The organism is Streptomyces sp. NPDC053541, assembly GCF_044544705.1.
Lineage (GTDB): Bacteria > Actinomycetota > Actinomycetes > Streptomycetales > Streptomycetaceae > Streptomyces.
The window spans coordinates 117,150-138,819 of sequence record NZ_JBITXM010000009.1; the positions used below are offsets into that span (position 1 = coordinate 117,150).

Sequence of the window (21,670 nt, forward strand, 5' to 3'; positions counted from 1 at the left end):
GATCAGGACCTGATCCGCAGCGCAGAAGGCCCAGCGGCCGGCGCGCGGATCAGCATGGAGAAAGGCGCACCACCATGACCTCAGTGCAGGTCGACCAGCAGCACGACGGCAATGAGGCCGCGGACACCGCAGCCGGCGAGGGCTATCACCGGGCACTCGGCGCCCGCCAGATCCAGATGATCGCGATCGGCGGCGCCATCGGCACCGGTCTCTTCCTGGGTGCGGGCAAGGGCATCTCCATCGCCGGGCCCAGCCTGATCCTCGCGTACGCCATCGCGGGCCTGGTCATCTTCTTCATCATGCGGGCGCTCGGCGAGCTCCTCATGTACCGCCCGGTCTCGGGCTCGTTCTCCGAGTACGCCCGCGAGTTCATCGGCCCCTTCGCGGGCTTCGTGACCGGCTGGACGTACTGGCTCTTCTGGGTCGTCACCGGCATCACCGAGGTCACCGCCGCGGCCACCTACATGACGTACTGGTGGGACATCCCGCAGTGGCTGTCCGCGCTGGTCTTCACGGTGATCCTGTACGGCGCCAACCTGATCTCGGTGAAGCTCTTCGGTGAGCTCGAGTTCTGGTTCTCCATGGTCAAGGTCACCGCGATCGTCGGCATGATCCTGATCTGCGCCGGCATCCTCACGCTCGGCTTCTCCGACGCCGGCGACACCGCGTCCGTGACCCACCTGTGGGACCTGGGCGGCTTCTTCGCCGGCGAGAACGGCATCGGCTCGACCCTGATGACCCTCCAGATGGTCATGTTCGCCTTCCTCGCCGTCGAGCTGGTCGGCGTCACCGCGGGCGAGTCCAAGGACCCGAAGACGGTCCTGCCGAAGGCCATCAACACCGTGCCGTGGCGGATCGCCGTCTTCTACGTCGGCGCGCTGATCATGATCCTCTCGGTCGTCCCGTGGACCGAGTTCAAGCCGGGCGTCAGCCCGTTCGTCGCCGCCTTCGAGAAGATGGGCCTCGGCGTCGGCGCCGCGATCGTCAACTTCGTCGTGCTGACCGCCGCCCTGTCCTCCTGCAACTCGGGCATGTACTCCACCGGCCGGATGCTGCGCGACCTCGCGCTCAACGGCCAGGGCCCGAAGGTCTTCACCCGGCTGACGAAGTCCGGCACCCCGCTGGTCGGCACCACCGTCTCGGCGGCGCTGATGATGGTCGGCGTCTGGATCAACTACCAGTGGCCCGGCGAGGCGTTCAACTACGTCGTCTCCTTCGCCACCATCTCCGGCATGTGGGCCTGGATCGTCATCCTCATCTGCCAGATCCGCTACCGGGTCCGGGCCGACCGCGGCGAGCTGCCCCAGTCCTCCTTCAAGGCCCCCGGCGGCATCTGGCTCAGCGCCTTCTCGCTCGCCTTCATCGCGATGGTCATCACGACGATGGCGATGGACAAGGACAACCGCGTGGCGCTGTACGGCGCCCCGGTCTGGGGTCTGATCCTGGCCGTCGCCTACCTGGTGCTCAAGGCCCGCAACCCCGGGGGCGCCGCCTTCACCAAGGAGTCCGGAACCTCGGCTTCCGTCTCCGAGTGACCCTCTGACCTGCAAGGTCTCAGCATCCGGGCCGCTTCGTACCACTTATCGGTACGGAGCGGCCCGTCTGCTTATCCTGTCGGCATGCTGACCATCACCCGTGCCCTGTACGACCAGATCGTGGAACACTCCCGCGCGGACCACCCCGACGAGGCCTGCGGCGTGGTCGCGGGACCGGTCGGCAGCGGCCGCCCCGAGCGCTTCATCCCGATGCTCAACGCGGCGCGCTCGCCCACCTTCTACGAGTTCGACTCCGGCGATCTGCTCAAGCTCTACCGGGAGATGGACGACCGGGACGAGGAGCCGGTGATCATCTACCACTCCCACACGGCGACCGAGGCCTACCCGTCCCGTACCGACATCTCCTACGCCAACGAGCCGCAGGCGCACTACGTCCTGGTCTCCACCGCCGACACCGACGGCGCCGGCCCCTTCCAGTTCCGCTCGTACACCATCGTCGACGGCGTGGTGGAGGAGGAAGAGGTCAAGGTCGTCGAGGCGTACGCGTAGCCGGCCGGGCCGTGCGGCGCGGCCGTCCGGTCCGGCAGGCGAACGCGATCAGTCCGTCATGTGAGATCACATTCCGGAACCCGGACCGGGAATCGATACGATGAGCCCATGGTTTCCCACGACGTGAGCGAAGAGACGCCGGGCACCCCGCTGCTCGTGGCGCGGCTGCACGTCGACCTGTGCCGCCTCGCCAGCGCGATGTGTCCGCGGCGCGCCGCGCTCTGAGCGCCCGACCGACCGAGCGCACCTCCCTGCACCACCCCCCTTCGCGCGGGGGCCGTACGCGCGCCCACCAGCCACTCCGCCCCTCCCAAGGAGCCCACGCCATGGCCATCGAGGTCCGCATCCCGACCATCCTCCGCACCTACACCGACGGCGCCAAGGCCGTCGAGGGCAAGGGCGACACCCTCGCCGAGCTCTTCGCCGACCTGGAGACGCGCCACACCGGGATCGAGGCCCGCATCGTCGACGGCGGCAAGCTCCGCCGCTTCGTCAACGTCTACCTGAACGACGAGGACGTGCGCTTCCTCGACGGCATCGAGACCAAGCTCGCCGACGGCGACAACGTCACGATCCTGCCGGCCGTCGCCGGCGGCATGGTCTGAGCGGCCCGGTCCCCATGCGCTACGACTCCCCGCTGGCGGCGGTCGGCAACACGCCCCTCGTCCGGCTGCCGCGCCTGTCCCCCTCGGACGACGTCCGGATCTGGGCCAAGCTGGAGGACCGCAACCCCACCGGCTCGGTCAAGGACCGCCCCGCGCTCCACATGATCGAGCAGGCCGAGAAGGACGGCCGGCTCACCCCCGGCTGCACCATCCTCGAACCCACCAGCGGCAACACCGGCATCTCGCTCGCCATGGCGGCCCGGCTCAAGGGCTACCGCATCGTGTGCGTCATGCCGGAGAACACCAGCGAGGAGCGCCGCCAGCTGCTCGCCATGTGGGGCGCCGAGATCATCTCGTCCCCCGCCGCCGGCGGCTCCAACACCGCCGTCCGGGTCGCCAAGGAGCTCGCCGGGCAGCACCCGGACTGGGTGATGCTCTACCAGTACGGCAACCCGGACAACGCCGGCGCCCACTACGCCACCACCGGCCCCGAGATCCTCGCCGACCTGCCCTCCATCACGCACTTCGTGGCGGGCCTCGGCACCACCGGCACCCTCATGGGCGTCGGCCGCTACCTGCGCGAGCACAAGCCGGACGTCCGGATCGTGGCCGCCGAGCCGCGCTACGACGACCTGGTCTACGGCCTGCGCAACCTGGACGAGGGCTTCGTGCCGGAGCTGTACGACGCGTCCGTGCTCACCACCCGCTTCTCCGTCGGCTCCGCCGACGCCGTCACCCGCACCCGCGAACTCCTCCAGCAGGAGGGCATCTTCGCGGGCGTCTCCACCGGCGCCGCGCTGCACGCGGCGATCGGCGTCGGCAACAAGGCCGTCAAGGCCGGCGAGAGCGCCGACATCGTCTTCGTCGTCGCCGACGGCGGCTGGAAGTACCTCTCCACCGGCCTCTACACGGCCGCGACGACCGAAGAGGCGATCGAGACCGTCCAGGGCCAGCTCTGGGCCTGAGCCCGAGACGGGGCCCGAGCCCGAGCCCCGTGCTCCTCGTACGCGGTCGCTAGCGCGCCAGATGGCGGACCTGGTCCCACACGACCGGGTCCGCCGTCCCCACTCTGCGGCGGAACTCCCCCACCGGCACGTCCCGCAGCTCGTCCGTCTCCAGGAAGCTCGGCCGCCCCTGCGCGTCGCCCACCGAGCCCGGCGGCAGCGCGATCACCCCCGGCCGCTCGTCGTGGTACTTGCTGGTGATCTTCGCGACCAGGGCGCAGTCCCCGCGCAGCGCGAGCACCAGACACGGCCGGTCCTTCGACCCCGGCCCGTCCTCGAACGGCACGTCCGCCCACCAGATCTCGCCCGGCCGCGGCACCCGCTCCGGCGCCCGGCCGCGCTCCGGCGCCGCCCGCCCCGGACCCGCCGGCCGGGCCGGCGGACGCGTACGCCCCGCGGGCCGGCGCCCCGGGCGCCCCGACCGACCCGGGCCGCCGCCGGACCCCTTCCGGGGCGAGCCCCACGCGAGCGCGACGACGAGCGCGAGCACCACCACCGCGCCCAGCGCGGGCCACCACGACGTGTCCATACCTCAAGACCGTACCGTCGCGCACGCCGCGCCGCCGCGAGGCCCCACCATCCATCCGAACCGGTGACAGAGCCCGTGAGTTCGCCCACAACGGGCCGCCACGGAGGAGCGACCGGCCGCCACGCGCCGTACTCTCGACAGACCCGCACGACCTCCCCGCCAGCGCGCTTTCCGCACCCGTCCACGGAGGTTCACGCTCCATGAAGCTCACCGTCGTCGGCTGCTCCGGGTCGTTCCCGTCCGCGGAATCGGCCTGTTCGAGCTACCTCGTCGAGGCCGACGGCTTCCGGCTGCTCCTCGACATGGGCAACGGCGCCCTCGGCGAGCTGCAGCGCCACATCGGTCTCTACGACCTCGACGCGATCTTCCTCAGCCATCTGCACGCCGACCACTGCATCGACATGTGCGGCTACTTCGTCGCCCGCTACTACCGCTACGACGGTGGCCGATGTCCGGCCCTCCCGGTCTACGCCCCCGAGGGCGCGGAGCAGCGGCTGACCACGGCGTACGCGGACACGCCCACGCCCGGCGCGATGGGGGAGGTCTTCGACTTCCGGACACTCGGCTCCGGCAGCTTCGAGATCGGCCCGTTCCGGGTGCGCACGGAGAAGGTCCAGCACCCGGTCGAGGCCTTCGGCATCCGGGTCGAGCACGGCGGCCGCTCCCTCACCTACTCGGGTGACACCGGCGTCTGCGACGCCCTGCACGAGCTGGCGGAGGGCACCGACCTCTTCCTCTGCGAGGCCTCCTTCACCCACGGCAAGGAGGACATCCCGGCCCTCCACCTCAACGGCCGCGAGGCCGGCGCCCACGCGGCGCGCGCCGGGGTGGGGCGCCTGGTGCTCACCCACATCCCGCCGTGGACGGACGGCGAGCGGAACCTTGCGGACGCGCGCGAGGTCTTCGACGGCCCGGCGGAGCTGGCGCGGACGGGCGCGGTGTACGAGGTCTGAGAACCACGCGAAGGGGCCCGGAACCGTGCGGTTCCGGGCCCCTTCGCCGTTCGGGGACGAGGCTCACGCCTTGGTGAGGTCCTCGACCTCCTCCTCGGGCTCGCGGCCCGGGGTGGGGAGGTTGAACTTGGTGATGGCGAAGCGGAAGACCACGTAGTAGATCGCGCCGAAGACGAGACCGATGGGGATCATCAGCCAGGGCTTGGTGGAGATGCCCCAGTTGATCAGCACGTCGGTGAGACCGGCGGAGAAGCTGAAGCCCATGTGGATGCCCAGGGCCCAGGTCACGGCCATGGAGATCGCGGTCAGCACGGCGTGGATCGCGTACAGGACCGGCGCGATGAACATGAAGGAGAACTCGATCGGCTCGGTCACGCCGGTGACGAACGAGGTCAGCGCGAGGGACATCATCATGCCCATCACGACCTTGCGGCGCTCCGGACGGGCCGAGTGCGCGATGGCCAGGGCGGCGGCCGGGAGGCCGAACATCATGATCGGGAAGAAGCCCGTCATGAACATACCGGCGCTCGGGTCCTGGGCGAAGAAGCGCGGCAGGTCGCCGTGCACGACCTCGCCGGCGGCGTTGGTGAAGTCGCCGATCTGGAACCAGGCCACGGAGTTGACGAACTGGTGCATGCCGATCGGGATCAGCGCACGGTTGATGAGACCGAACAGACCCGCGCCACCCGCGCCCAGGCCGGTCATCCACTCGCCGAAGCTGGTGATGACGTTGCCGACGGGCTCCCAGCCGAGGACCACGAGGACACCGGCGACGGTGCCGACCGCGGCGGTGATGATCGGGACGAGGCGGCGGCCGTTGAAGAAGCCGAGCCAGTCGACGAGCTTGGTGCGGTGGAAGCGCTGCCAGAGGACGGCGCTCAGCAGACCGAGGATGATGCCGCCGAGGACACCCGGGTTCTGGAACGACGCGGCGGTGGCCGCCTCCGTGCCCTTCTGCCAGAAGCCGCCGCCGAAGCCGGTCGCGGTGTAGGTCGCGCCCTCGTGGCCCTCGGTGATCGGGAACTGGTGGATCACGGCGTAGTAGGTGAGGAAGCCGACCACGGCGGCCAGGGCCGTCGAACCGTCGGCCTTCTTGGCGAAGCCGATCGCCACACCGATGCAGAACAGGAGCGGCAGCCCGAAGGAGCTGTCCAGGATGGCGCCACCGGCGCCGGCGAAGACCTTCGCGACGTCGGCAGGCAGGTGCAGCTTCTCCTGCACGTCAGCCTGGCCGAATCGGAGCAGCAGACCCGCGGCCGGCAGTACGGCGATCGGCAGCTGCAGGCTGCGACCGACCTTCTGCAGGCCCTGGAACAGGCCGGATCCGCGCTTCTTCGCGGGAGCGGCGGCCTGGGCGGTGGCCGTACTCATCAACTTCCTCCAGATGGGCAAGGCGCCGCCAGAGGACAGTGAAAGGGGGTGACGGCGGCGTCTCGTGGAACGCGGTGGTCTGGACCGCGTGGTCTACACCATTAACTGGTGTAGACCAGTTGTAGCACGTGAGACTTAGATAAGGAACCTGTGAATTCTGTGCGCTCAGCCATAGCGGGACAGGCACGACAAAGGGCCCCCGGACACCGAGGTCCGAGGGCCCGTGGAGCCGGGTCACAAGGGCTACGCCTTCGTGACGTCCCGCTCCATTTCCTCCTCCACGTCCTCGGGCTCGCGGCCCGGGGTCGCCAGGTTGAACTTGGTGATCGCGAACCGGAAGATCACGTAATAGACGACGGCGAAGCAGAGGCCGATCGGGATGATCAGCCACGGCTTGGTCGCCAGGTTCCAGTTGATCACGTAGTCGATCAGGCCGGCCGAGAAGCTGAAGCCGTCCTTCACGCCGAGCGCCCAGCTCACCGCCATCGAGACGCCCGTCAGCACCGCGTGGATCGCGTACAGCACCGGCGCGATGAAGAGGAAGGAGTACTCGATCGGCTCGGTGATGCCCGTGACGAACGAGGTCAGGGCGACCGAGAGCATCATGCCGCCGACCTCCTTGCGACGGTGCGGCCGGGCGCAGTGGGTGATCGCCAGCGCCGCGGCCGGCAGCGCGAACATCATGATCGGGAAGAAGCCGGTGGTGAACTGGCCGGCGTTCGGGTCGCCCGCGAGGAACATCGTGATGTCACCGTGCACCGTGGTGCCGTCCGGCTTCGTGTACGAGCCGAACTGGAACCAGATGGGCACGTTCAGGAACTGGTGCAGGCCGATCACGAGCAGCGCGCGGTTCGCGACGCCGAAGATGCCCGAGCCCCAGGCGCCCAGCCCCACCAGCCAGTCGCTGAAGCTCTCCAGGCCGTCGCCGATCGGCGGCCAGATCCACAGGCAGAGCGCGGCGAAGGCGATGCCGACGAAGGCCATGATGATCGGCACGAGCCGGCGCCCGTTGAAGAAGCCCAGCCAGTCGACCAGCTTGGTGCGGTGGAAGCGCTGCCACAGGTACGCCGCGAGCAGGCCCATGATGATGCCGCCGAAGACGCCGGGGTTCTGGTACGTGTAGCCCGCGAAGGCGTCGTCCGCGCCGAGGCAGCCGCCGCCGATGTCCTTCGTACCCGTCGGACAGTCCTTCGGGAACTGGCGCAGCACGTTGTAGTAGACGAGGAAGCCGACCACCGCGGCGAGCGCCGTCGAGCCGTCCGCCTTCTTGGCCATGCCGATCGCGACACCGATGCAGAACAGCAGCGGCAGACCGAGGCTGCCGTCGAGCAGCGCGCCGCCGGCGCCCGACATCACCTTGGCGACGTTGTCCCAGCCGAGCCCGTCCGCGCCGAACACGTCCGGCTGGCCCAGCCGGTTGATGATGCCCGCCGCCGGCAGCACCGCGATGGGCAGCTGAAGGCTGCGGCCCATCTTCTGCAGCCCTTGGAAGAAACCGCCCCACATCGATTTCTTCGGCGCGGCGGCGGCACTGGCGCTACTCATCGGCGGTCCTCCCTGACTGCGGATGCATACTGGTGTAGACCAGTTGCGGTAGGGTCCCGGAGGTGCTCGGGGCAGGCCGCCGGTGATCGTCATCATTCGGCAGAACGGCGGCATTCGCTCGCGAGGTTGGGCCAACCGTGGGTTACCGTGACACAGCGGACCATCGGTGCGCAGAGACGGACAGGGAGAGACATATGGCCAGCAAGGCTGAGAAGATCGTCGCCGGCCTCGGCGGCATCGACAACATCGAAGAGGTCGAGGGCTGCATCACCCGCCTCCGCACCGAGGTCTCCGACGCCAGCCTCGTCGACGAGGCCGCCCTCAAGGCCGCCGGCGCCCACGGCGTCGTGAAGATGGGCACCGCCATCCAGGTCGTCATCGGCACCGACGCGGACCCGATCGCCGCCGAGATCGAAGACATGATGTGACCCGCTGACACCAGCGCACAGGGCCGGACGGCCCGAGGGGCCCGTTCCGGCAGGGGAACGGGCCCCTCCGTCGTACGGCTACGCTCGTGCCATGTCTCGTATCGACGGCCGTACGCCCGAACAGCTCCGCCCCGTCACCATCGAACGCGGATGGAGCAAGCACGCCGAAGGATCCGTCCTCATCTCCTTCGGCGACACCAAGGTCTTCTGCACCGCCTCCGTCACCGAGGGCGTCCCCCGCTGGCGCAAGGGCAGCGGCGAGGGCTGGGTCACCGGCGAGTACTCCATGCTCCCGCGCGCCACCAACACCCGCGGCGACCGCGAATCCGTCCGCGGCAAGATCGGCGGCCGCACCCACGAGATCTCCCGCCTCATCGGCCGCTCCCTGCGCGCCGTCATCGACTACAAGGCGCTCGGCGAGAACACCATCGTCCTCGACTGCGACGTCCTCCAGGCCGACGGCGGCACCCGCACCGCCGCCATCACCGGCGCCTACGTAGCCCTCGCCGACGCCGTCTCCTGGGCCCAGGGCAAGAAGCTGATCAAGGCCGGCCGCAAGCCGCTCACCGGCAGCGTCGCCGCCGTCTCCGTCGGCATCGTCGACGGCACCCCGCTGCTCGACCTCTGCTACGAGGAGGACGTCCGCGCCGACACCGACATGAACGTCGTCTGCACCGGCGACGGACGCTTCGTCGAGGTCCAGGGCACCGCCGAGGCCGAGCCCTTCGACCGCAAGGAGCTCAACGCCCTCCTCGACCTCGCCTCCGGCGGCTGCGCCGAACTCGCCGAGATCCAGCGCCAGGCCCTCGAAGGAACCCTCTAGGATCCCGAGGCGTCTGAGCCAGTACGGGCGCACGGGTCGAACCGTGCGCCCCGTCCACATGTGTACGCCAACAGGGGGGACCCCAACGTGATGCGCCGCCGCTCCATAGCCCTCGCCGTCGCCACGGCCGCCGCACTGACGACCGCGCTGACCGGCTGCGGCGCCCTCGACACCGCGATGGACTGCGTCAAGACCGCCGACGCCATCGCCACCTCCGTCAGCAACCTCCAGCAGGCCGTCAGCAACGCCTCCAACGACGTGACCCAGATCGAGGAGTCGCTGAACGCCATCGACACCGAACTGGGCAACCTCGAGAAGACCACCGGCAACGCGGACCTCGCCAAGGCCATCGACGACCTCGGCAAGGGCGTCGACTCCGTCCGCGCGGCCGTCAAGAACGGCGACACCACCCCCGACATCAAGCCGATCACCGACGCGGCCGGCGAGATCACCAAGGTGTGCACCCCCGGATAATCGAGGCATGACCCGACGACTCATCCTCGCCACCCGCAACGCGGGCAAGATCACCGAACTCCACGCGATCCTCGCCGACGCGGGCCTCGACCTCGAACTCGTCGGCGCGGACGCGTACCCCGAGATCCCCGACGTCAAGGAAACCGGCGTCACCTTCGCCGAGAACGCCCTGCTCAAGGCCCACGCCCTGGCCCGGGCCACCGGCCTGCCCGCCGTCGCCGACGACTCCGGCCTCTGCGTCGACGTCCTGGGCGGCGCCCCCGGCATCTTCTCCGCCCGCTGGTCCGGCACGCACGGCGACGACAAGGCCAACCTGAACCTGCTCCTCGCCCAGCTCGCCGACATCGACACCCCCCACCGGGCCGCCCACTTCGCCTGCGCCGCCGCCCTCGCCCTCCCGGACGGCACCGAACGCGTCGTCGAGGGCCGCCTCCCCGGCACCCTCCGCCACGAGCCGGTCGGCACGAACGGCTTCGGCTACGACCCGATCCTGCAGCCGGAGGGCTACGAGGTGACGTGCGCGGAGCTGACGCCGGAGCAGAAGAACGCGATCAGCCACCGCGGCAAGGCCTTCAGGGCCCTGGTGCCGGTGGTGCGGGAGCTGCTGGCGTAGCCGGTCTCCGTCGAGGCCGAGGTCGACGGCGAGGTCGACGCTGTCGGCATCGACCTCGACCTCGGCCTCGACGGCGTACGAGAGTGCGGCCGGGGGGACTCGAACCCCCACGGGTGTTACCCCACTGGGACCTAAACCCAGCGTGACTGCCAATTCCACCACGGCCGCTCGCTGCCCGGTCATGCTACTGGCCGGGCAGACCCGCTCACAGACCGCCGTCAGCCCTCGATCTTCAGGTCCTTGATGATCTTGGCGACATGGCCGGTGGCCTTCACGTTGTAGAGGGCGCGCTCGACCTTGCCCTCCTCGTCGACGATCACGGTCGAGCGGATCACGCCCGTCACCGTTTTGCCGTAGAGCTTCTTCTCGCCGAAGGCGCCGTACGCCTCCAGGACCTTCTTGTCCGGGTCGCCGACCAGGGTGACCTTGAGGTCCTCCTTCTCGCGGAACTTCGCCAGCTTCTCCGGCTTGTCCGGGGAGACGCCGATGACGTCGTAGCCCGCGCCGGCCAGCAGGTCCAGGTTGTCCGTGAAGTCGCAGGCCTGCTTCGTGCAGCCGGGGGTCAGCGCGGCCGGGTAGAAGTAGACGATGACCTTGCGGCCCAGGTGGTCCGCGAGGGAGACCTCGTTGCCGTCCGCGTCGGGGAGGGTGAAGGCGGGGGCGGTGTCGCCGGGCTGCAGTCGCTCGCTCATGGCTCGCTCTCCTCGGGAAATCTCGCTTACGCGATGAGAGCCTAATGGGGGTCGGGGACGACCCGCGGCGGGAGAAGCTGACAGACTGTCTGTCAACGACCGGAACACGACTACGGAGGCAGCGCGGTGTCGGACGCCAGGACCCCTGCGCAGATCGAGGCGGACATCGTCCGCCGGCGCGAGCAGCTCGCCGTCACTCTCGACGAGATCGGCATTCGGATGCACCCGAAGACGATCATCGGGGACGCGAAGGCGAAGGTCGCCGCCCAGGTCGACCACACCGCGGGCCGCGCCTTCGTGGCCGTGAACCGGGTCGTCTCGGACGTGAAGGCCCGCTTCACCCACGAGGACGGCGCCCCCCGCCTGGAGCGCGTGGTGCCGGCGGCGCTCGTCGCCGTCGCCGTCGTGGGGCTCCTGGTGACCTCCTCCCGGCGGCACAAGGACTGAGCCGGGCCGGTAGGTTCGTTCCCGTGAGCGAGAACACCCACGACAAGCTGCCCATCCGGATGCTCCACGACCGGATCCTGGTCCGGACCGACACCCCCGAGGGGGAGCGGCGCTCGGGCGGCGGCATCCTGATCCCGGCGACCGCGGCCGTCGGCCGGCGCCTTGCCTGGGCCGAGGTCGTCGCGGTCGGCCAGAACGTCCGCACCGTGGAGATCGGCGACCGGGTCCTGTACGACCCCGAGGACCGCGCCGAGGTCGAGGTGCGGGGCGTGGCCTACGTGCTGATGCGCGAGCGCGACCTGCACGCGGTGGCCGCGGACCGCTTCCAGAGCACCGACTCGACCGGTCTGTACCTGTAGCCGTTGCCCGGATGGCCCAAAGGCCCCGGTGACCGTCGTCACCGGGGCCTTTGCCCGTTCTTTGCTAGCCTGGAAGCACCCCGACGAGACGCGCCGTACCGGGTTTCACGACAAGACGACGCACCCCTGTTGATTCCGTCTCGCGGAGGTGTTCGTCGTCATGGCCTGGGTCCTTCTCATCGTCGCCGGTCTGCTGGAAGTCGGCTGGTCCATCGGAATGAAGTACACCGACGGCTTCACCCGCCCGTTGCCCAGCCTGCTCACCGGCGCCGGGATCGTCGCCTCCATGGTGCTGCTCTCGCAGGCCGCCAAGACCCTGCCCATCGGTACGGCCTACGGCGTGTGGGTCGGCATCGGCGCGGCCGGTGCGGCGGTGCTCGGCATGGTCGTGCTCGGCGAGCCGGCGACCGCCGCCCGGATCTTCTTCGTGTGTCTGCTGCTCGTGGCCGTGGTCGGCCTCAAGGCGACGTCGGGCCACTGACCTGCGGCCCGCCGGGGTCCCCGGCGGGGTCCCCGGCCGGGCCGGGCGCGCCGCCGAGGGGTCCGTCCGCCGGGCCCGCGGGCTCCATGGGCGTCACGGTGGACGGTACGGGCTCGCCGACCGGAGCCTGGTCGGGGGCCTGGGCCTGGGCCGGGGCCCGGGCCGGGGGTGCGGGTGCCGGCGGCGGCCCCGGCCGGGCGGGCTCGGCCGCCGTCGGCGGCTCCGCCCGGCGCGCCCCGCGCCGTAGCGGATCGGTGCCCCGCTCCCGTACCCCCGTCGCCGCCCCCGCTTCTGTCCCGGCCTTCGGCGCGCCCGCTCCCTTCCCGCGCGGGCGCTGCGGCCCCTCGTACCCCTGGTCGGGGTAGTCCGGGAGCGGCGGCTCCAGCGGCAGCTCCTCGGCGCCCTCCATCAGCCGCAGGTCGAACTCCTTCACCGGCACCCCGGCCAGCGCGTCCCGGGTGAACCGGGCCCAGATCTCGGCGGGCGCCCCGCCGCCGTTGATCCGCGGCAGGCCGAGCGCCCCGTACAGCGGCAGCTGCCGGCCGGTCTCCGGGTCCTGGCCCATCATGGCGACGACGGTCGCGAGCTCGGGGGTGTAGCCGGCGAACCAGGCCGCCTTGTCGTCCTCCGCCGTGCCCGTCTTGCCCGCCGCCGGCCGGCCGGCGGCGAGCGCGGCCGTGCCCGTGCCGTCGCGCACCACGCCGCGCAGCACCGAGGTGGTGGTGTCGGCGGCCTCGCGGGACAGGACCTGGCCCGCGTCGCCCCCTGATCCCGCTCCCGCGCCCGCTCCCGCCCCCGCGCCCGGGTCGGGAGCCGGCAGTTTCAGCTCCTCTCCGTCCCGCGTGACCTTCTCGACGAGCGTGTACGTGCCGTGCCGGCCGTGGTTCGCGAGGGTGGCGTACGCCTGCGCGAGGTCCAGGACGCTCGCCGTGGCCGGGCCGAGCGCGATCGACGGCGAGGCGGTGAGGTCGGGGGTGCGGGCCGGCAGGCCGAGCGCCACGGCGGTGTCGCGCACCCGGGCCGGGCCGACGTCCACCGCCATCTGGGCGTACACCGCGTTCACGGAACGGTCGGTGGCGGTGCGGACGCTGATGGGGCCGTAGCTCTCGTCGTCCTCGTTCGCCGGGTCGTAGGAGGCCCCGCTCCAGCCCTGCACCGGGCGCCGGTTGTCCCCGTCGTACATCGTGTTCGGGGTGATCCGCTCGCCCTCCTGGGTCTGCGCCCCGTGCTGGAGCGCGGCCGCGAGCACGAAGGGCTTGAAGGTGGAGCCGACCTGGTAGTCGCGGCGGGTGGCGTTGTTGACGAACTGCCGGGTGTAGTCGACGCCGCCGTAGATCGCCACCACCCGCCCGGTGCCCGGCTCGACGGCCGCGCCGCCGACCCGTACGAAGCGGTCGGTGGGCCGGCGCTCCGGGTCCAGCCGGGCCGTCACGCTCTCCTCGACGGCCTTCACGAAGGCGTCCTGCTTGGCGCGCTCCAGGGTCGTGGTGATCCGGAAGCCGCCGGCGGCGAGGGTCTTCTCGTCGACGATGCCGTGCTCGGTGAGGTACTGCTCGACGGCCTGCACCAGATAGCCGCGCTGTCCGGACAGGCCGGCGGAGGCGCGGGCCGGCTGCGGCTCGGGGAAGACGGCGGCGGCGCGGGCGGCGGGGGACAGCCAGCCCTCGGAGACCATGCCGTCGAGGACGTAGTGCCAGCGGGCGAGGACGCGGGCGCGGTTCTCGGGGTGCGCGGTCACGTCGTACGCGTTCGGCGCGTTGAGCAGCGAGGCGAGGTAGGCGCCCTCGGTGGTGTCCAGGTCGTGGGCGTCCTTGCCGTAGTAGGCGCGGGCGGCGGCCTGCACTCCGTAGGCGTTGCGTCCGAAGTAACTGGTGTTCAGATAGCCCTCGAGGATCTCGTCCTTGCTCTTCTCGCGGCCCAGCTTGAGCGCGATGAAGAACTCCTTCGCCTTGCGGGTGAGGGTCTGCTCCTGGCCCAGGTAGTAGTTCTTCACGTACTGCTGGGTGATGGTGGAGCCGGACTGGCGGCCCTTGCCGGTGAGGGTGTTCCAGGTGGCGCGGACCATCGCGCGCGGGTCGACGGCCGGCGAGGTGTGGAAGTCGCGGTCCTCGGCGGCGAGCACGGCGCGCCGCACGCCGAGCGGGACCCGGGCGAGGCTCACGTTCTCGCGGTCGACCTCGCCGTCCCGGGCGAGCTGGCTGCCGTCCCGGTAGAGATAGAGGTTGGACTGGGCGACGGCGGTGGCGTTGGCGGCCGGTACGTCCACGAGGAGGTAGCCGGCGACCAGCCCGCCGAGCAGGAGGAGCAGGCCGAGCGCGGCGAGGCCGGCCAGGCGCCGCAGCAGCCGGCGGAGCCGGCGGGGGCGGTCCGGGCGGGGACGCGGGGGGAGGGTCGGGTCGCGGGGCTCCCAGGCCTCCGGTTCCGCCGGCAGGGCCTCGCTCGCCGCACTGATGGGCATACCGGATGAAGGGGACATAGCACTACATCCTGCACGCGTGGCGCCGGAAGTCCGCAAAACGACTCGACTCGGCTGCTCCGGTCCCACTAAGGTCGGGCGCTTTGGTGCGAGCGGGTGCGCGCGGCGTGGTGCGTACGGGTGTCGACGGGTGCGTACGGGCGCGTGCACGCGTGTGCGGCTGCCTGTGGGCGGACCTGTGGAAGGGGACGGGACGGGACGGTGTTACGGCTCTACGCCACCGTGGCGGCGGGTGGTTTCCGGCGCCACGCCACCTACCGGGTGGCCACCGCGGCCGGTGTGTTCACCAACACCGTCTTCGGCTTCATCCTGTCGTACACCTACATGGCCCTGTGGGACGCCCGTCCCGCGCTCGGCGGCTACACCCAGGCGGACGCCCTCGCCTACGTGTGGATCGGCCAGGGCCTCCTCACCGTGTGCGGACTCATGGGAGGCGGCTTCGAGGACGAGCTGATCGAGCGGATCAGGACCGGCGACATCGCCGTCGACCTCTACCGCCCGGTCGACCTCCAGGCCTGGTGGTTCTCGGCCAATCTCGGCCGGTCCGGCTACCAGTTGCTCGGCCGCGGGGTGCTCCCCATGCTCTTCGGCTCCCTCGTCTTCGACCTCACCCTCCCGGAGGGGCCCGGAACCTGGCTCGCCTTCCTCCTCGCCGTGGCGCTCGGCTCGATCGTCAGCTTCGCGATCTGGTACCTGGTCGCCATGAGCGCCTTCTGGCTGCTCGACGGCCAGGGCGTGGTCCAGGTCGCCTGGCTCGGCGGCCTGTTCTTCTCCGGGACGCTGCTCCCGCTGAACGTCTTCCCCGGCCCCCTCGGGGAGATCGCCCGCCTGCTGCCCTGGGCCTCGCTGCTCCAGGTGCCGGCCGACGTCTATCTGGGCCGGTACGCGGGCTGGGCGCTGTTCGGCGCCTTCGCCTTCCAGATCTGCTGGGCGCTGGTGCTGCTGGCGGCGGGGCGCCTCGCGCAGGTCGCGGCGACGCGGAAGGTGGTGGTGCAGGGTGGTTGAGAGGGGCGCGGGTACGGGGGTGGGTGCGGGTGCGGGCGCGGGTGCGGGTACGGGCTCCCGGGCGGAAACGGGGGCTCCGGGTTCCGTTCCGGGTCCGGCTCCGGCTCCGGTTCCGGCTCCGGAGGGGCGGGTCCGGGCGGCCTGGCGCACGTACCGGATGGTCGCGGGCATGTGGATCCGCTCCACCCTCGCGTACCGCGCCTCCTTCGCGCTGACCCTCCTCTCCAACCTGGTCGTCACCTTCTTCGACTTCGTCGTGATCCTCCTGATGTTCGGTCACGTACGCGCCCTCGGCGGCTTCTCCTTCCCCGAGGTGGCCTTCCTCTACGGGACGACCGCGACCTCCTTCGGCCTCGCCGACCTGGTCCTCGGCTCGCTGCCGAAGATGGGCAAACGGGTGCGCGACGGCTCCCTCGACACCTTCCTGCTCCGCCCGGCCCCGGTCCTCGCGCAGGCCGCGGCGGACCGCTTCGCGCTGCGGCGCCTGGGCAGGGTCACCCAGGGCCTGGTGGTCCTGGTGTGGAGCCTGGTCCTGATCGCCGACGCGTCGCTGGTGCACTGGACGCCCCTGAAGCTGCTCCTGGTGCCGGTGATGCTGGTGAGCGGCGCGGTGATCTTCGGGGCGGTGATGGTGCTCGGCGCCTCGGTGCTGTTCTGGGCGCAGGACGCGGCGGAGGTGACCAACTCCTTCACGTACGGCGGCAACAACCTGCTCCAGTTCCCGCCGACGCTCTTCGCCCAGGAACTGGTGCGGGGCGTCGTCTACGTCGTACCGCTCGCGTTCGTGAACTGGCTGCCCGCGCTCTACGTGCTGGGCCGCCCCGCCCCGGCGGGGGTGCCGGAGGCGGCGGCGTTCGCGTCGCCGCTGGTGGCGGGCGTGTGCTGGGCCGTGGCGGCCCTGGCGTGGCGGACGGGCCTGCGGGCGTACCGCTCGACGGGCAGCTGAGCGAGGCCGAGGCGGGGTCCGAGGGAGCCGAGACGAGCTGAGCGGGACCGAGGGGAACCGAGACGAGCTGAGCGGGACCGAGGGGAACCGAGGGGAACCGAGGAGGAGGCGGAGGGACGGATGACCTTCATCGAACTGGAAGGCCTGGAGAAGACCTTCACCATCAGGAAGCGGGTGGGCCTGCTGCGCCGGGAGAAGCGCGAGGTGCGGGCCGTGGACGGGATCTCGTTCGGGATCGGGAGAGGGGAGGTGGTCGGCTACATCGGCCCCAACGGGGCCGGGAAGTCCACCACCATCAAGATGCTCACCGGCATCCTCACCCCGAGCGGCGGCCGGCTGCGGGTCGCCGGCATCGACCCGTCCCGGGAGCGGACCCGGCTCGCGCACCGCATCGGCGTGGTCTTCGGCCAGCGCACCACGCTCTGGTGGGACCTGCCGCTGCGCGACTCGTACCGCCTGGTCCACCGGATGTACCGGATCCCCGACGCCCGCTTCGCCGAGAACCTGGCCCGCTGCGTGGACCTCCTCGACCTCGGCGACCTGCTCGACGTACCCGTACGGCAGCTCTCCCTCGGTCAGCGGATGCGCGGCGACATCGCGGCGGCGCTGCTGCACGACCCGGACGTGCTCTACCTCGACGAGCCGACGATCGGCCTCGACGTGGTGTCCAAGGCGAAGGTCCGCGACTTCCTGCGCGAACTGAACGCCACGCGCGGCACCACCGTGCTGCTCACCACCCACGACCTCACCGACATCGAGCAGCTGTGCTCGCGGGTGATGGTCATCGACCACGGGCGCCTGATGTACGACGGGGGCCTGGCCGGGCTGCACGAGGCGGGGGAGAGCGAGCGCGCCCTGGTGGTCGACCTGGCCCGGGAGAGCCCGCCGATCGAGGTGCCGGGCGCCCGTTTCGTACGGGCCGAGGGGCCGCGCCAGTGGCTCGCGCTGCCCGCCTCCGCGTCCGCGGCGCCGGTGGTCGCGGCGATCGCCGCCGCGTACCCGCTGGTGGACCTGTCGGTGCGGGAGCCGGACATCGAGTCCGTGATCGCGCGGATGTACGGCGCGTACGGCGGAACTCCCCGTGCGGCGGAACTCCCGGTGCGGCCGGGGAGTCAGTCAGGTAAGGAGGTGGGGTGACGGTGCGATGGTGAGCTTCACGTACACGGCGGCGGACGCGGAGAAGAGCCGGGGCGTCCGGCGCATGAAGGCGCTGGCGACGGGTCTGCTGGCGCTGGTGGCGACGGTCTACGCCCTGGCGACGTGGGCGGAGTCCGCGGGCGCCGGCGGGTGGGCGGGCTATGTCGCCGCGGCGGCGGAGGCCGGCATGGTCGGCGCGCTGGCGGACTGGTTCGCGGTCACCGCGCTCTTCCGGCGCCCGCTGGGGCTGCCCATTCCGCACACCGCGATCATCCCGACCAAGAAGGACCAGCTGGGTGCCTCGCTCGGTTCCTTCGTCGGCGAGAACTTCCTGTCGGCCGATGTCGTACGGGGCAGGCTGCGCGGTTTCGGCATCGCCCGCCGCCTCGGCCTGTGGCTCGCGGACCCGGCGCACGCGGACCGGGTCACCTCCGAGCTGGCCGCCGCCCTGCGGGGCGCCCTGACCGTGCTGCGGGACGCGGACGTGCAGGCGGTCGTGGGCGAGGCGATCACCCGGCGGGCCGAGACCGCCGAGATCGGCCCGGGCCTCGGCAAGACCCTGGAGCGGATGGTCGCCGACGGCTCCCACCACCGCGCCGTCGACCTCGTCTGCGCCCGCGGCCACGACTGGCTGATCACCCACCGGGACGCGGTCATGGAGGCCATCGAGGGCGGCGCGCCGGGCTGGACCCCGCGTTTCGTGGACCGCAGGATCGGCGAGCGGGTCTACAAGGAGCTGCTCCGCTTCGTGACCGAGATGCGGGACATGCCGGGCCATCCGGCGCGCGGCGCGATCGACCGCTTCCTGACGGACTTCGCCGCCGACCTGCAGGGCGACACCGACACGCGCGCCCGCGTGGAGCGCCTGAAGTCCGAGCTGCTGGCCCGCCCGGAGGTCCAGGACGTCATCGCCTCCGCCTGGTCCTCGGTGCGCGGCCTGATCCTGGCGGCGGCGGAGGACGAACAGAGCCAGCTCCGCCGCCGTGCCCGCGCCTCCCTGATCTCCCTGGGCACCCGCCTGTCGACGGACGCCCGCCTCCAGACGAAGGTCGAGGGCTGGGCGGAGGACGCGGCGGCCTACGTCGTCACGACCTACCGCGCCGAGATCACCTCCCTGATCACGGACACGGTCGCCGGCTGGGACGCCACCCAGACCTCGAAGAAGATCGAGGCCAACATCGGCCGCGACCTCCAGTTCATCCGCATCAACGGCACGGTGGTCGGCGCCCTGGCGGGCCTCCTGATCTACACCCTGAGCCACGCCCTGGGCGGCTGAGCGCCCAGAACCGCGGCCCCCGGGCCTCAGCGCGCGCCGCGGCTCACGGCGTACGGACCGGGAGCCTCAGCGCGCGGCGCGGCTCACGGCGTACGCGGCCCCGGCCATGGCCCCGGCCACGGAGAACACGGCGGGCCAGGCCCCGATCTTCTTGGCGAGCGGATGCGACCCGGCGAACGCGGCGACGTACCCCGCCGTCAGCCCGGCCGCCGCCTTCCCTCCGGCCACCTGCGCCCACTCCCGCGCCGCCACCCCACCGGCCACGGCCAGCACCACCCCACCGAGCGGCCGCTTCTTGGTCCACCGAGCGACGGCATAACCCCCGACGAGCCCGGCGGCGGCGACGGCGGGGGAGAGGGTGCGGGTGGTGGTGGCCATGGCGGAGTCCTGTCGGTCGGCGAGGTCTGTCTCGTAGGCACGAGCGTAACGAGCGGGCGGAGGGGTGAGGTTCCTGCGCCGGCTTCGCGAGCAGACCGCGCACCCGCAGCTCCTCGCCGAACCCTCGCCGCGACCGTGTGCTGGCCGACCTCCCGGGCAGTAAGCAGCACCGCTGCGGCTTCTCACCGGACTGGAGCATCCGGGCCTAGGGATACAGACCTGGCTTACTTCTTCTCCAGTATCGTGTCGATTTCCTTGAATCCTCCGAGTATTTTCTTGACGGTGTCGAGTTCGATGCGAGGGTCTATTTGGACCTGCATCTTCGCCGAGCTGTGGGCAACCTTTCCGCGTGCGGTGGCCCAGTTCTCCGTAACCTCCAGCCATGTGGGGTCTATTTCGTCGACAGATACTCCAAGGGGAAGCAGGATGAGGAGGAGGTTCTTCTCCTTGATGCCGTGGTTACGAGTCCGGATGAAGGTGCTGTACTGCCTCGTTGACGCCTCGACTCGCCCCTTCAGGCTCGGGTACTTCTTGGACGAGTCACTGACTTCCGACAGCTTGTCGGGAATTCCGTACGTGGCTTCCTTGTGGGACATCAGGGAAAGTAGGGAGGGGCGAATCTTCCCGGTGGTGTCCCAGGTGGAGTGAGCTCGTTGCAGTACTTCCATGGCCCGGTCCTCGATGAACGACTCGAATTCCGCGTGGGCGAGCACGCGAAAGGCTCGGGCATGCTCGTGGACCCGGTTCGTGTAAAGTCCGGTGGGTTCGAAGACGCGTGGGAGTAGGTTTCTGCGCAGTTCGCTCACGCGACGCGACAGTGTGCGGTAACGCGCGGACGGCATGACCTCACCACCGGCTCTACGCGAAGATGCGGTTGTTGTCGAGGCGAGGCGTGGGGATGGGGACACTGATCGCCGATTCCAGTTCGGCGCCCCAAAGGCTCAGGCGCCGATGGGTCGCCAGCGGGGTCTTGGTGGTGGTCTGGATGGACTCCACGAAGCGGGTGTTCTCGTCGCACAGGCGCTTGAAGGCGGCTTCAACGGCCGGCTTGTTCCGCAGCGCCGCCTCGGAGATTCGGGTGTGGGAGAAGTAGTACGTCATGATGTCGAAGACGGCCCTGTTGAACCGGCCCTCGTAGTCGCCGTCCGACCACCGGTAGAAGGCGTCGTCTCCGAAGATCTCGAAGGTGGTCTCGATGGCGCCGTCCAGGGACGCGCCGACCTCCCTGATCTCTGACTCCTTCTCCGCCCAGGCATCGTTGAGGGTGTTGACCGTTCCGTCGAGGAACGCCTTGAGGTTTCCGGTGTATTCGCCCAGCCGATACCGGAACGCGAAGTAGCGCAGCATTATCTCGACGTCTCGCATGCGGAAGTCGGGCTTCTTGATGCGCAGTGCCGATCGCAGCCACGCGCTGTCCGACGCGGCGTCGTCGAGGTAGTCGGTGAAGTGGCCGGGGTGAAGGGCCTGTCGGAGCTCCTGAGGGGAAAGCTTGACACTACCTGTGTTAAGGCGCAGGAAGACGAGGTTGAGGAACTCTTCGTTGGGCCAGCGGCGAACCACGACCGTACGAATCGTCTCGTTCAGGAACGCGTTGAGGTCATCGACGAGTTCGCTGTCGTTCTCTATCTTCTCCAGGGTCTTGAGGCGGAGGTCATCCCGCACGTCGAGGCTCGTCAACGCGAAGCCCTTGAAGTCCTGCTCCTCTTCCGAAACGGCGAACGACGAGCCGGCGGCGAACTGCCGGAGGGCCAGCAGGCGCTGCTTTCCATCGAGCACGATGAACTTTCCGCGCTGCTTCTTGTCCTCCGCGAGAACGATCTGGGGAATCGGAAGGCCGAGGATCAGCGACTCTATGAACTTGCTCTTGCGCCCCCTGTCCCAGGCGTCGCGACGCTGGAACTTCGGGTTCAGCTGGATGTTGCCGCGTCGGAGCTGGCTGAGGATCGTCTCCGTCGTCCAGTCCGTGTCGGTCACAACCGCCCGGGTGACATCCGCCGACGAGACCTGGGAGGGTTCGTTCTCCTCGCCATCAAGGTCGTCGTACGCGTCGCTGTCGTTTTCGCTGATGCGGGTCATCTTCCTG

Annotated in this window: 25 protein-coding genes, 1 tRNA gene and 1 riboswitch; of the genes, 17 read left to right on the forward strand and 9 right to left on the reverse strand. The window is 70.4% G+C overall.

Going from position 1 to position 21,670, the window contains the following annotated elements; translation table 11 throughout:
• Window positions 1-74: 74 nt before the first annotated feature.
• From ACIGW2_RS23250 to ACIGW2_RS23270, 5 genes are all read left to right on the forward strand, one after another.
• Window positions 75-1,535, forward strand: coding sequence for an amino acid permease (locus ACIGW2_RS23250; RefSeq protein WP_361583104.1), 1,461 nt, complete (start codon window positions 75-77; stop codon window positions 1,533-1,535).
• An 84-nt stretch (window positions 1,536-1,619) separates the two neighbouring features.
• Window positions 1,620-2,045 (forward strand): M67 family metallopeptidase, encoded by a 426-nt coding sequence (locus tag ACIGW2_RS23255; RefSeq protein ID WP_361583106.1) that lies wholly within the window; start codon window positions 1,620-1,622, stop codon window positions 2,043-2,045.
• Between the two features lie 108 nt (window positions 2,046-2,153).
• The gene (locus ACIGW2_RS23260) at window positions 2,154-2,270 is read left to right on the forward strand and encodes a putative leader peptide (protein WP_356074711.1); all 117 of its coding nucleotides are present in this window, start codon (window positions 2,154-2,156) and stop codon (window positions 2,268-2,270) included.
• 101 nt (window positions 2,271-2,371) lie between these two features.
• Window positions 2,372-2,650, forward strand: coding sequence for a MoaD/ThiS family protein (locus ACIGW2_RS23265; RefSeq protein ID WP_356074708.1), 279 nt, complete (start codon window positions 2,372-2,374; stop codon window positions 2,648-2,650).
• A 14-nt stretch (window positions 2,651-2,664) separates the two neighbouring features.
• The gene (locus tag ACIGW2_RS23270; protein WP_361583110.1) at window positions 2,665-3,615 is read left to right on the forward strand and encodes a cysteine synthase; all 951 of its coding nucleotides are present in this window, start codon (window positions 2,665-2,667) and stop codon (window positions 3,613-3,615) included.
• A gap of 49 nt (window positions 3,616-3,664) precedes the next feature.
• On the opposite strand, the gene ACIGW2_RS23275 is transcribed toward ACIGW2_RS23270, so the two are convergent.
• Window positions 3,665-4,183 carry a type II toxin-antitoxin system PemK/MazF family toxin gene (locus tag ACIGW2_RS23275; RefSeq protein ID WP_391655699.1) on the reverse strand — a complete coding sequence of 173 codons (519 nt, stop codon included), beginning with the start codon at window positions 4,181-4,183 and terminating at the stop codon, window positions 3,665-3,667.
• A 200-nt stretch (window positions 4,184-4,383) separates the two neighbouring features.
• On the opposite strand from ACIGW2_RS23275, the gene ACIGW2_RS23280 reads away from it, so the two are divergent.
• The gene (locus ACIGW2_RS23280; RefSeq protein ID WP_361583116.1) at window positions 4,384-5,136 is read left to right on the forward strand and encodes an MBL fold metallo-hydrolase; all 753 of its coding nucleotides are present in this window, start codon (window positions 4,384-4,386) and stop codon (window positions 5,134-5,136) included.
• A 63-nt stretch (window positions 5,137-5,199) separates the two neighbouring features.
• Here ACIGW2_RS23280 and ACIGW2_RS23285 read toward each other — a convergent pair whose 3' ends face one another.
• Window positions 5,200-6,507: a PTS transporter subunit EIIC gene (locus ACIGW2_RS23285; protein ID WP_391655698.1), complete on the reverse strand. Its 1,308-nt coding sequence runs from the start codon at window positions 6,505-6,507 to the stop codon at window positions 5,200-5,202.
• Window positions 6,508-6,750: 243 nt separating this feature from the next.
• Entirely contained in the window at window positions 6,751-8,052 is a 1,302-nt protein-coding gene (locus ACIGW2_RS23290) for a PTS transporter subunit EIIC (protein WP_391655697.1), read from the reverse strand.
• A 137-nt stretch (window positions 8,053-8,189) separates the two neighbouring features.
• On the opposite strand from ACIGW2_RS23290, the gene ACIGW2_RS23295 reads away from it, so the two are divergent.
• From ACIGW2_RS23295 to rdgB, 4 genes are all read left to right on the forward strand, one after another.
• Entirely contained in the window at window positions 8,190-8,480 is a 291-nt protein-coding gene (locus ACIGW2_RS23295; protein WP_391655696.1) for a glucose PTS transporter subunit EIIB, read from the forward strand.
• Between the two features lie 91 nt (window positions 8,481-8,571).
• The gene (gene rph / locus ACIGW2_RS23300) at window positions 8,572-9,303 is read left to right on the forward strand and encodes a ribonuclease PH (RefSeq protein ID WP_391655695.1); all 732 of its coding nucleotides are present in this window, start codon (window positions 8,572-8,574) and stop codon (window positions 9,301-9,303) included.
• A gap of 90 nt (window positions 9,304-9,393) precedes the next feature.
• On the forward strand, window positions 9,394-9,777 hold the full coding sequence (locus ACIGW2_RS23305) for a hypothetical protein (protein WP_361583458.1): 384 nt from the start codon (window positions 9,394-9,396) through the stop codon (window positions 9,775-9,777).
• 7 nt (window positions 9,778-9,784) lie between these two features.
• Complete coding sequence (gene rdgB, locus ACIGW2_RS23310; protein ID WP_391655694.1) at window positions 9,785-10,390, forward strand: RdgB/HAM1 family non-canonical purine NTP pyrophosphatase; 606 nt, start codon at window positions 9,785-9,787, stop codon at window positions 10,388-10,390.
• 84 nt (window positions 10,391-10,474) lie between these two features.
• Here rdgB and ACIGW2_RS23315 read toward each other — a convergent pair.
• Window positions 10,475-10,558 (reverse strand) — tRNA-Leu (locus ACIGW2_RS23315).
• Window positions 10,559-10,608: 50 nt separating this feature from the next.
• Window positions 10,609-11,082, reverse strand: a complete 474-nt coding sequence (gene bcp / locus ACIGW2_RS23320; RefSeq protein WP_356067960.1) for a thioredoxin-dependent thiol peroxidase — start codon at window positions 11,080-11,082, stop codon at window positions 10,609-10,611.
• 126 nt (window positions 11,083-11,208) lie between these two features.
• Between bcp and ACIGW2_RS23325 the strand changes: the two genes are divergently transcribed.
• From ACIGW2_RS23325 to ACIGW2_RS23335, 3 genes are all read left to right on the forward strand, one after another.
• Entirely contained in the window at window positions 11,209-11,529 is a 321-nt protein-coding gene (locus ACIGW2_RS23325; RefSeq protein WP_356067959.1) for a DUF3618 domain-containing protein, read from the forward strand.
• A 23-nt stretch (window positions 11,530-11,552) separates the two neighbouring features.
• Entirely contained in the window at window positions 11,553-11,888 is a 336-nt protein-coding gene (locus tag ACIGW2_RS23330) for a co-chaperone GroES (RefSeq protein WP_030497526.1), read from the forward strand.
• A gap of 58 nt (window positions 11,889-11,946) precedes the next feature.
• A riboswitch (guanidine-III (ykkC-III) riboswitch) is annotated at window positions 11,947-12,013 on the forward strand.
• A gap of 35 nt (window positions 12,014-12,048) precedes the next feature.
• Window positions 12,049-12,369: a multidrug efflux SMR transporter gene (locus tag ACIGW2_RS23335; protein ID WP_356067958.1), complete on the forward strand. Its 321-nt coding sequence runs from the start codon at window positions 12,049-12,051 to the stop codon at window positions 12,367-12,369.
• Here the strand turns inward: ACIGW2_RS23335 and ACIGW2_RS23340 are convergent.
• The gene (locus ACIGW2_RS23340) at window positions 12,347-14,827 is read right to left on the reverse strand and encodes a transglycosylase domain-containing protein (protein WP_399845508.1); all 2,481 of its coding nucleotides are present in this window, start codon (window positions 14,825-14,827) and stop codon (window positions 12,347-12,349) included. The genes ACIGW2_RS23335 and ACIGW2_RS23340 overlap by 23 nt on opposite strands.
• A 219-nt stretch (window positions 14,828-15,046) precedes the next feature.
• On the opposite strand from ACIGW2_RS23340, the gene ACIGW2_RS23345 reads away from it, so the two are divergent.
• From ACIGW2_RS23345 to ACIGW2_RS23360, 4 genes are all read left to right on the forward strand, one after another.
• Window positions 15,047-15,850 (forward strand): ABC transporter permease, encoded by an 804-nt coding sequence (locus ACIGW2_RS23345; protein WP_391655692.1) that lies wholly within the window; start codon window positions 15,047-15,049, stop codon window positions 15,848-15,850.
• 169 nt (window positions 15,851-16,019) lie between these two features.
• Window positions 16,020-16,796 (forward strand): ABC transporter permease, encoded by a 777-nt coding sequence (locus tag ACIGW2_RS23350; protein ID WP_399845510.1) that lies wholly within the window; start codon window positions 16,020-16,022, stop codon window positions 16,794-16,796.
• Between the two features lie 120 nt (window positions 16,797-16,916).
• Window positions 16,917-17,933 carry an ATP-binding cassette domain-containing protein gene (locus ACIGW2_RS23355; RefSeq protein WP_399845512.1) on the forward strand — a complete coding sequence of 339 codons (1,017 nt, stop codon included), beginning with the start codon at window positions 16,917-16,919 and terminating at the stop codon, window positions 17,931-17,933.
• A 7-nt stretch (window positions 17,934-17,940) separates the two neighbouring features.
• On the forward strand, window positions 17,941-19,209 hold the full coding sequence (locus ACIGW2_RS23360) for a DUF445 domain-containing protein (RefSeq protein ID WP_391655689.1): 1,269 nt from the start codon (window positions 17,941-17,943) through the stop codon (window positions 19,207-19,209).
• A 66-nt stretch (window positions 19,210-19,275) separates the two neighbouring features.
• Here ACIGW2_RS23360 and ACIGW2_RS23365 read toward each other — a convergent pair whose 3' ends face one another.
• The 3 genes from ACIGW2_RS23365 to ACIGW2_RS23375 all read right to left on the reverse strand — a co-directional run bounded on the left by ACIGW2_RS23365 (window position 19,276) and on the right by ACIGW2_RS23375 (window position 21,663).
• On the reverse strand, window positions 19,276-19,587 hold the full coding sequence (locus tag ACIGW2_RS23365; protein WP_399845515.1) for a hypothetical protein: 312 nt from the start codon (window positions 19,585-19,587) through the stop codon (window positions 19,276-19,278).
• A 224-nt stretch (window positions 19,588-19,811) separates the two neighbouring features.
• The gene (locus tag ACIGW2_RS23370; RefSeq protein ID WP_399845518.1) at window positions 19,812-20,393 is read right to left on the reverse strand and encodes a HEPN domain-containing protein; all 582 of its coding nucleotides are present in this window, start codon (window positions 20,391-20,393) and stop codon (window positions 19,812-19,814) included.
• Window positions 20,394-20,445: 52 nt separating this feature from the next.
• Window positions 20,446-21,663 (reverse strand): DUF262 domain-containing protein, encoded by a 1,218-nt coding sequence (locus ACIGW2_RS23375; RefSeq protein ID WP_399845520.1) that lies wholly within the window; start codon window positions 21,661-21,663, stop codon window positions 20,446-20,448.
• Window positions 21,664-21,670 lie beyond the last annotated feature (7 nt).

Excerpts from the sequence above, each read along its gene's own strand:
- ACIGW2_RS23250 (WP_361583104.1), top strand. The coding sequence starts at position 75 with ATGACCTCAGTGCAGGTCGACCAGCAGCACGACGGCAATGAGGCCGCG.
- ACIGW2_RS23255 (WP_361583106.1), top strand. The coding sequence starts at position 1,620 with ATGCTGACCATCACCCGTGCCCTGTACGACCAGATCGTGGAACACTCC.
- ACIGW2_RS23260 (WP_356074711.1), top strand. The coding sequence starts at position 2,154 with ATGGTTTCCCACGACGTGAGCGAAGAGACGCCGGGCACCCCGCTGCTC.
- ACIGW2_RS23265 (WP_356074708.1), top strand. The coding sequence starts at position 2,372 with ATGGCCATCGAGGTCCGCATCCCGACCATCCTCCGCACCTACACCGAC.
- ACIGW2_RS23270 (WP_361583110.1), top strand. The coding sequence starts at position 2,665 with ATGCGCTACGACTCCCCGCTGGCGGCGGTCGGCAACACGCCCCTCGTC.
- ACIGW2_RS23275 (WP_391655699.1), bottom strand. The coding sequence starts at position 4,183 with ATGGACACGTCGTGGTGGCCCGCGCTGGGCGCGGTGGTGGTGCTCGCG.
- ACIGW2_RS23280 (WP_361583116.1), top strand. The coding sequence starts at position 4,384 with ATGAAGCTCACCGTCGTCGGCTGCTCCGGGTCGTTCCCGTCCGCGGAA.
- ACIGW2_RS23285 (WP_391655698.1), bottom strand. The coding sequence starts at position 6,507 with ATGAGTACGGCCACCGCCCAGGCCGCCGCTCCCGCGAAGAAGCGCGGA.
- ACIGW2_RS23290 (WP_391655697.1), bottom strand. The coding sequence starts at position 8,052 with ATGAGTAGCGCCAGTGCCGCCGCCGCGCCGAAGAAATCGATGTGGGGC.
- rph (WP_391655695.1), top strand. The coding sequence starts at position 8,572 with ATGTCTCGTATCGACGGCCGTACGCCCGAACAGCTCCGCCCCGTCACC.
- ACIGW2_RS23305 (WP_361583458.1), top strand. The coding sequence starts at position 9,394 with ATGCGCCGCCGCTCCATAGCCCTCGCCGTCGCCACGGCCGCCGCACTG.
- rdgB (WP_391655694.1), top strand. The coding sequence starts at position 9,785 with ATGACCCGACGACTCATCCTCGCCACCCGCAACGCGGGCAAGATCACC.
- bcp (WP_356067960.1), bottom strand. The coding sequence starts at position 11,082 with ATGAGCGAGCGACTGCAGCCCGGCGACACCGCCCCCGCCTTCACCCTC.
- ACIGW2_RS23335 (WP_356067958.1), top strand. The coding sequence starts at position 12,049 with ATGGCCTGGGTCCTTCTCATCGTCGCCGGTCTGCTGGAAGTCGGCTGG.
- ACIGW2_RS23340 (WP_399845508.1), bottom strand. The coding sequence starts at position 14,827 with ATGCCCATCAGTGCGGCGAGCGAGGCCCTGCCGGCGGAACCGGAGGCC.
- ACIGW2_RS23350 (WP_399845510.1), top strand. The coding sequence starts at position 16,020 with ATGTGGATCCGCTCCACCCTCGCGTACCGCGCCTCCTTCGCGCTGACC.
- ACIGW2_RS23355 (WP_399845512.1), top strand. The coding sequence starts at position 16,917 with ATGACCTTCATCGAACTGGAAGGCCTGGAGAAGACCTTCACCATCAGG.
- ACIGW2_RS23360 (WP_391655689.1), top strand. The coding sequence starts at position 17,941 with ATGGTGAGCTTCACGTACACGGCGGCGGACGCGGAGAAGAGCCGGGGC.
- ACIGW2_RS23365 (WP_399845515.1), bottom strand. The coding sequence starts at position 19,587 with ATGGCCACCACCACCCGCACCCTCTCCCCCGCCGTCGCCGCCGCCGGG.
- ACIGW2_RS23375 (WP_399845520.1), bottom strand. The coding sequence starts at position 21,663 with ATGACCCGCATCAGCGAAAACGACAGCGACGCGTACGACGACCTTGAT.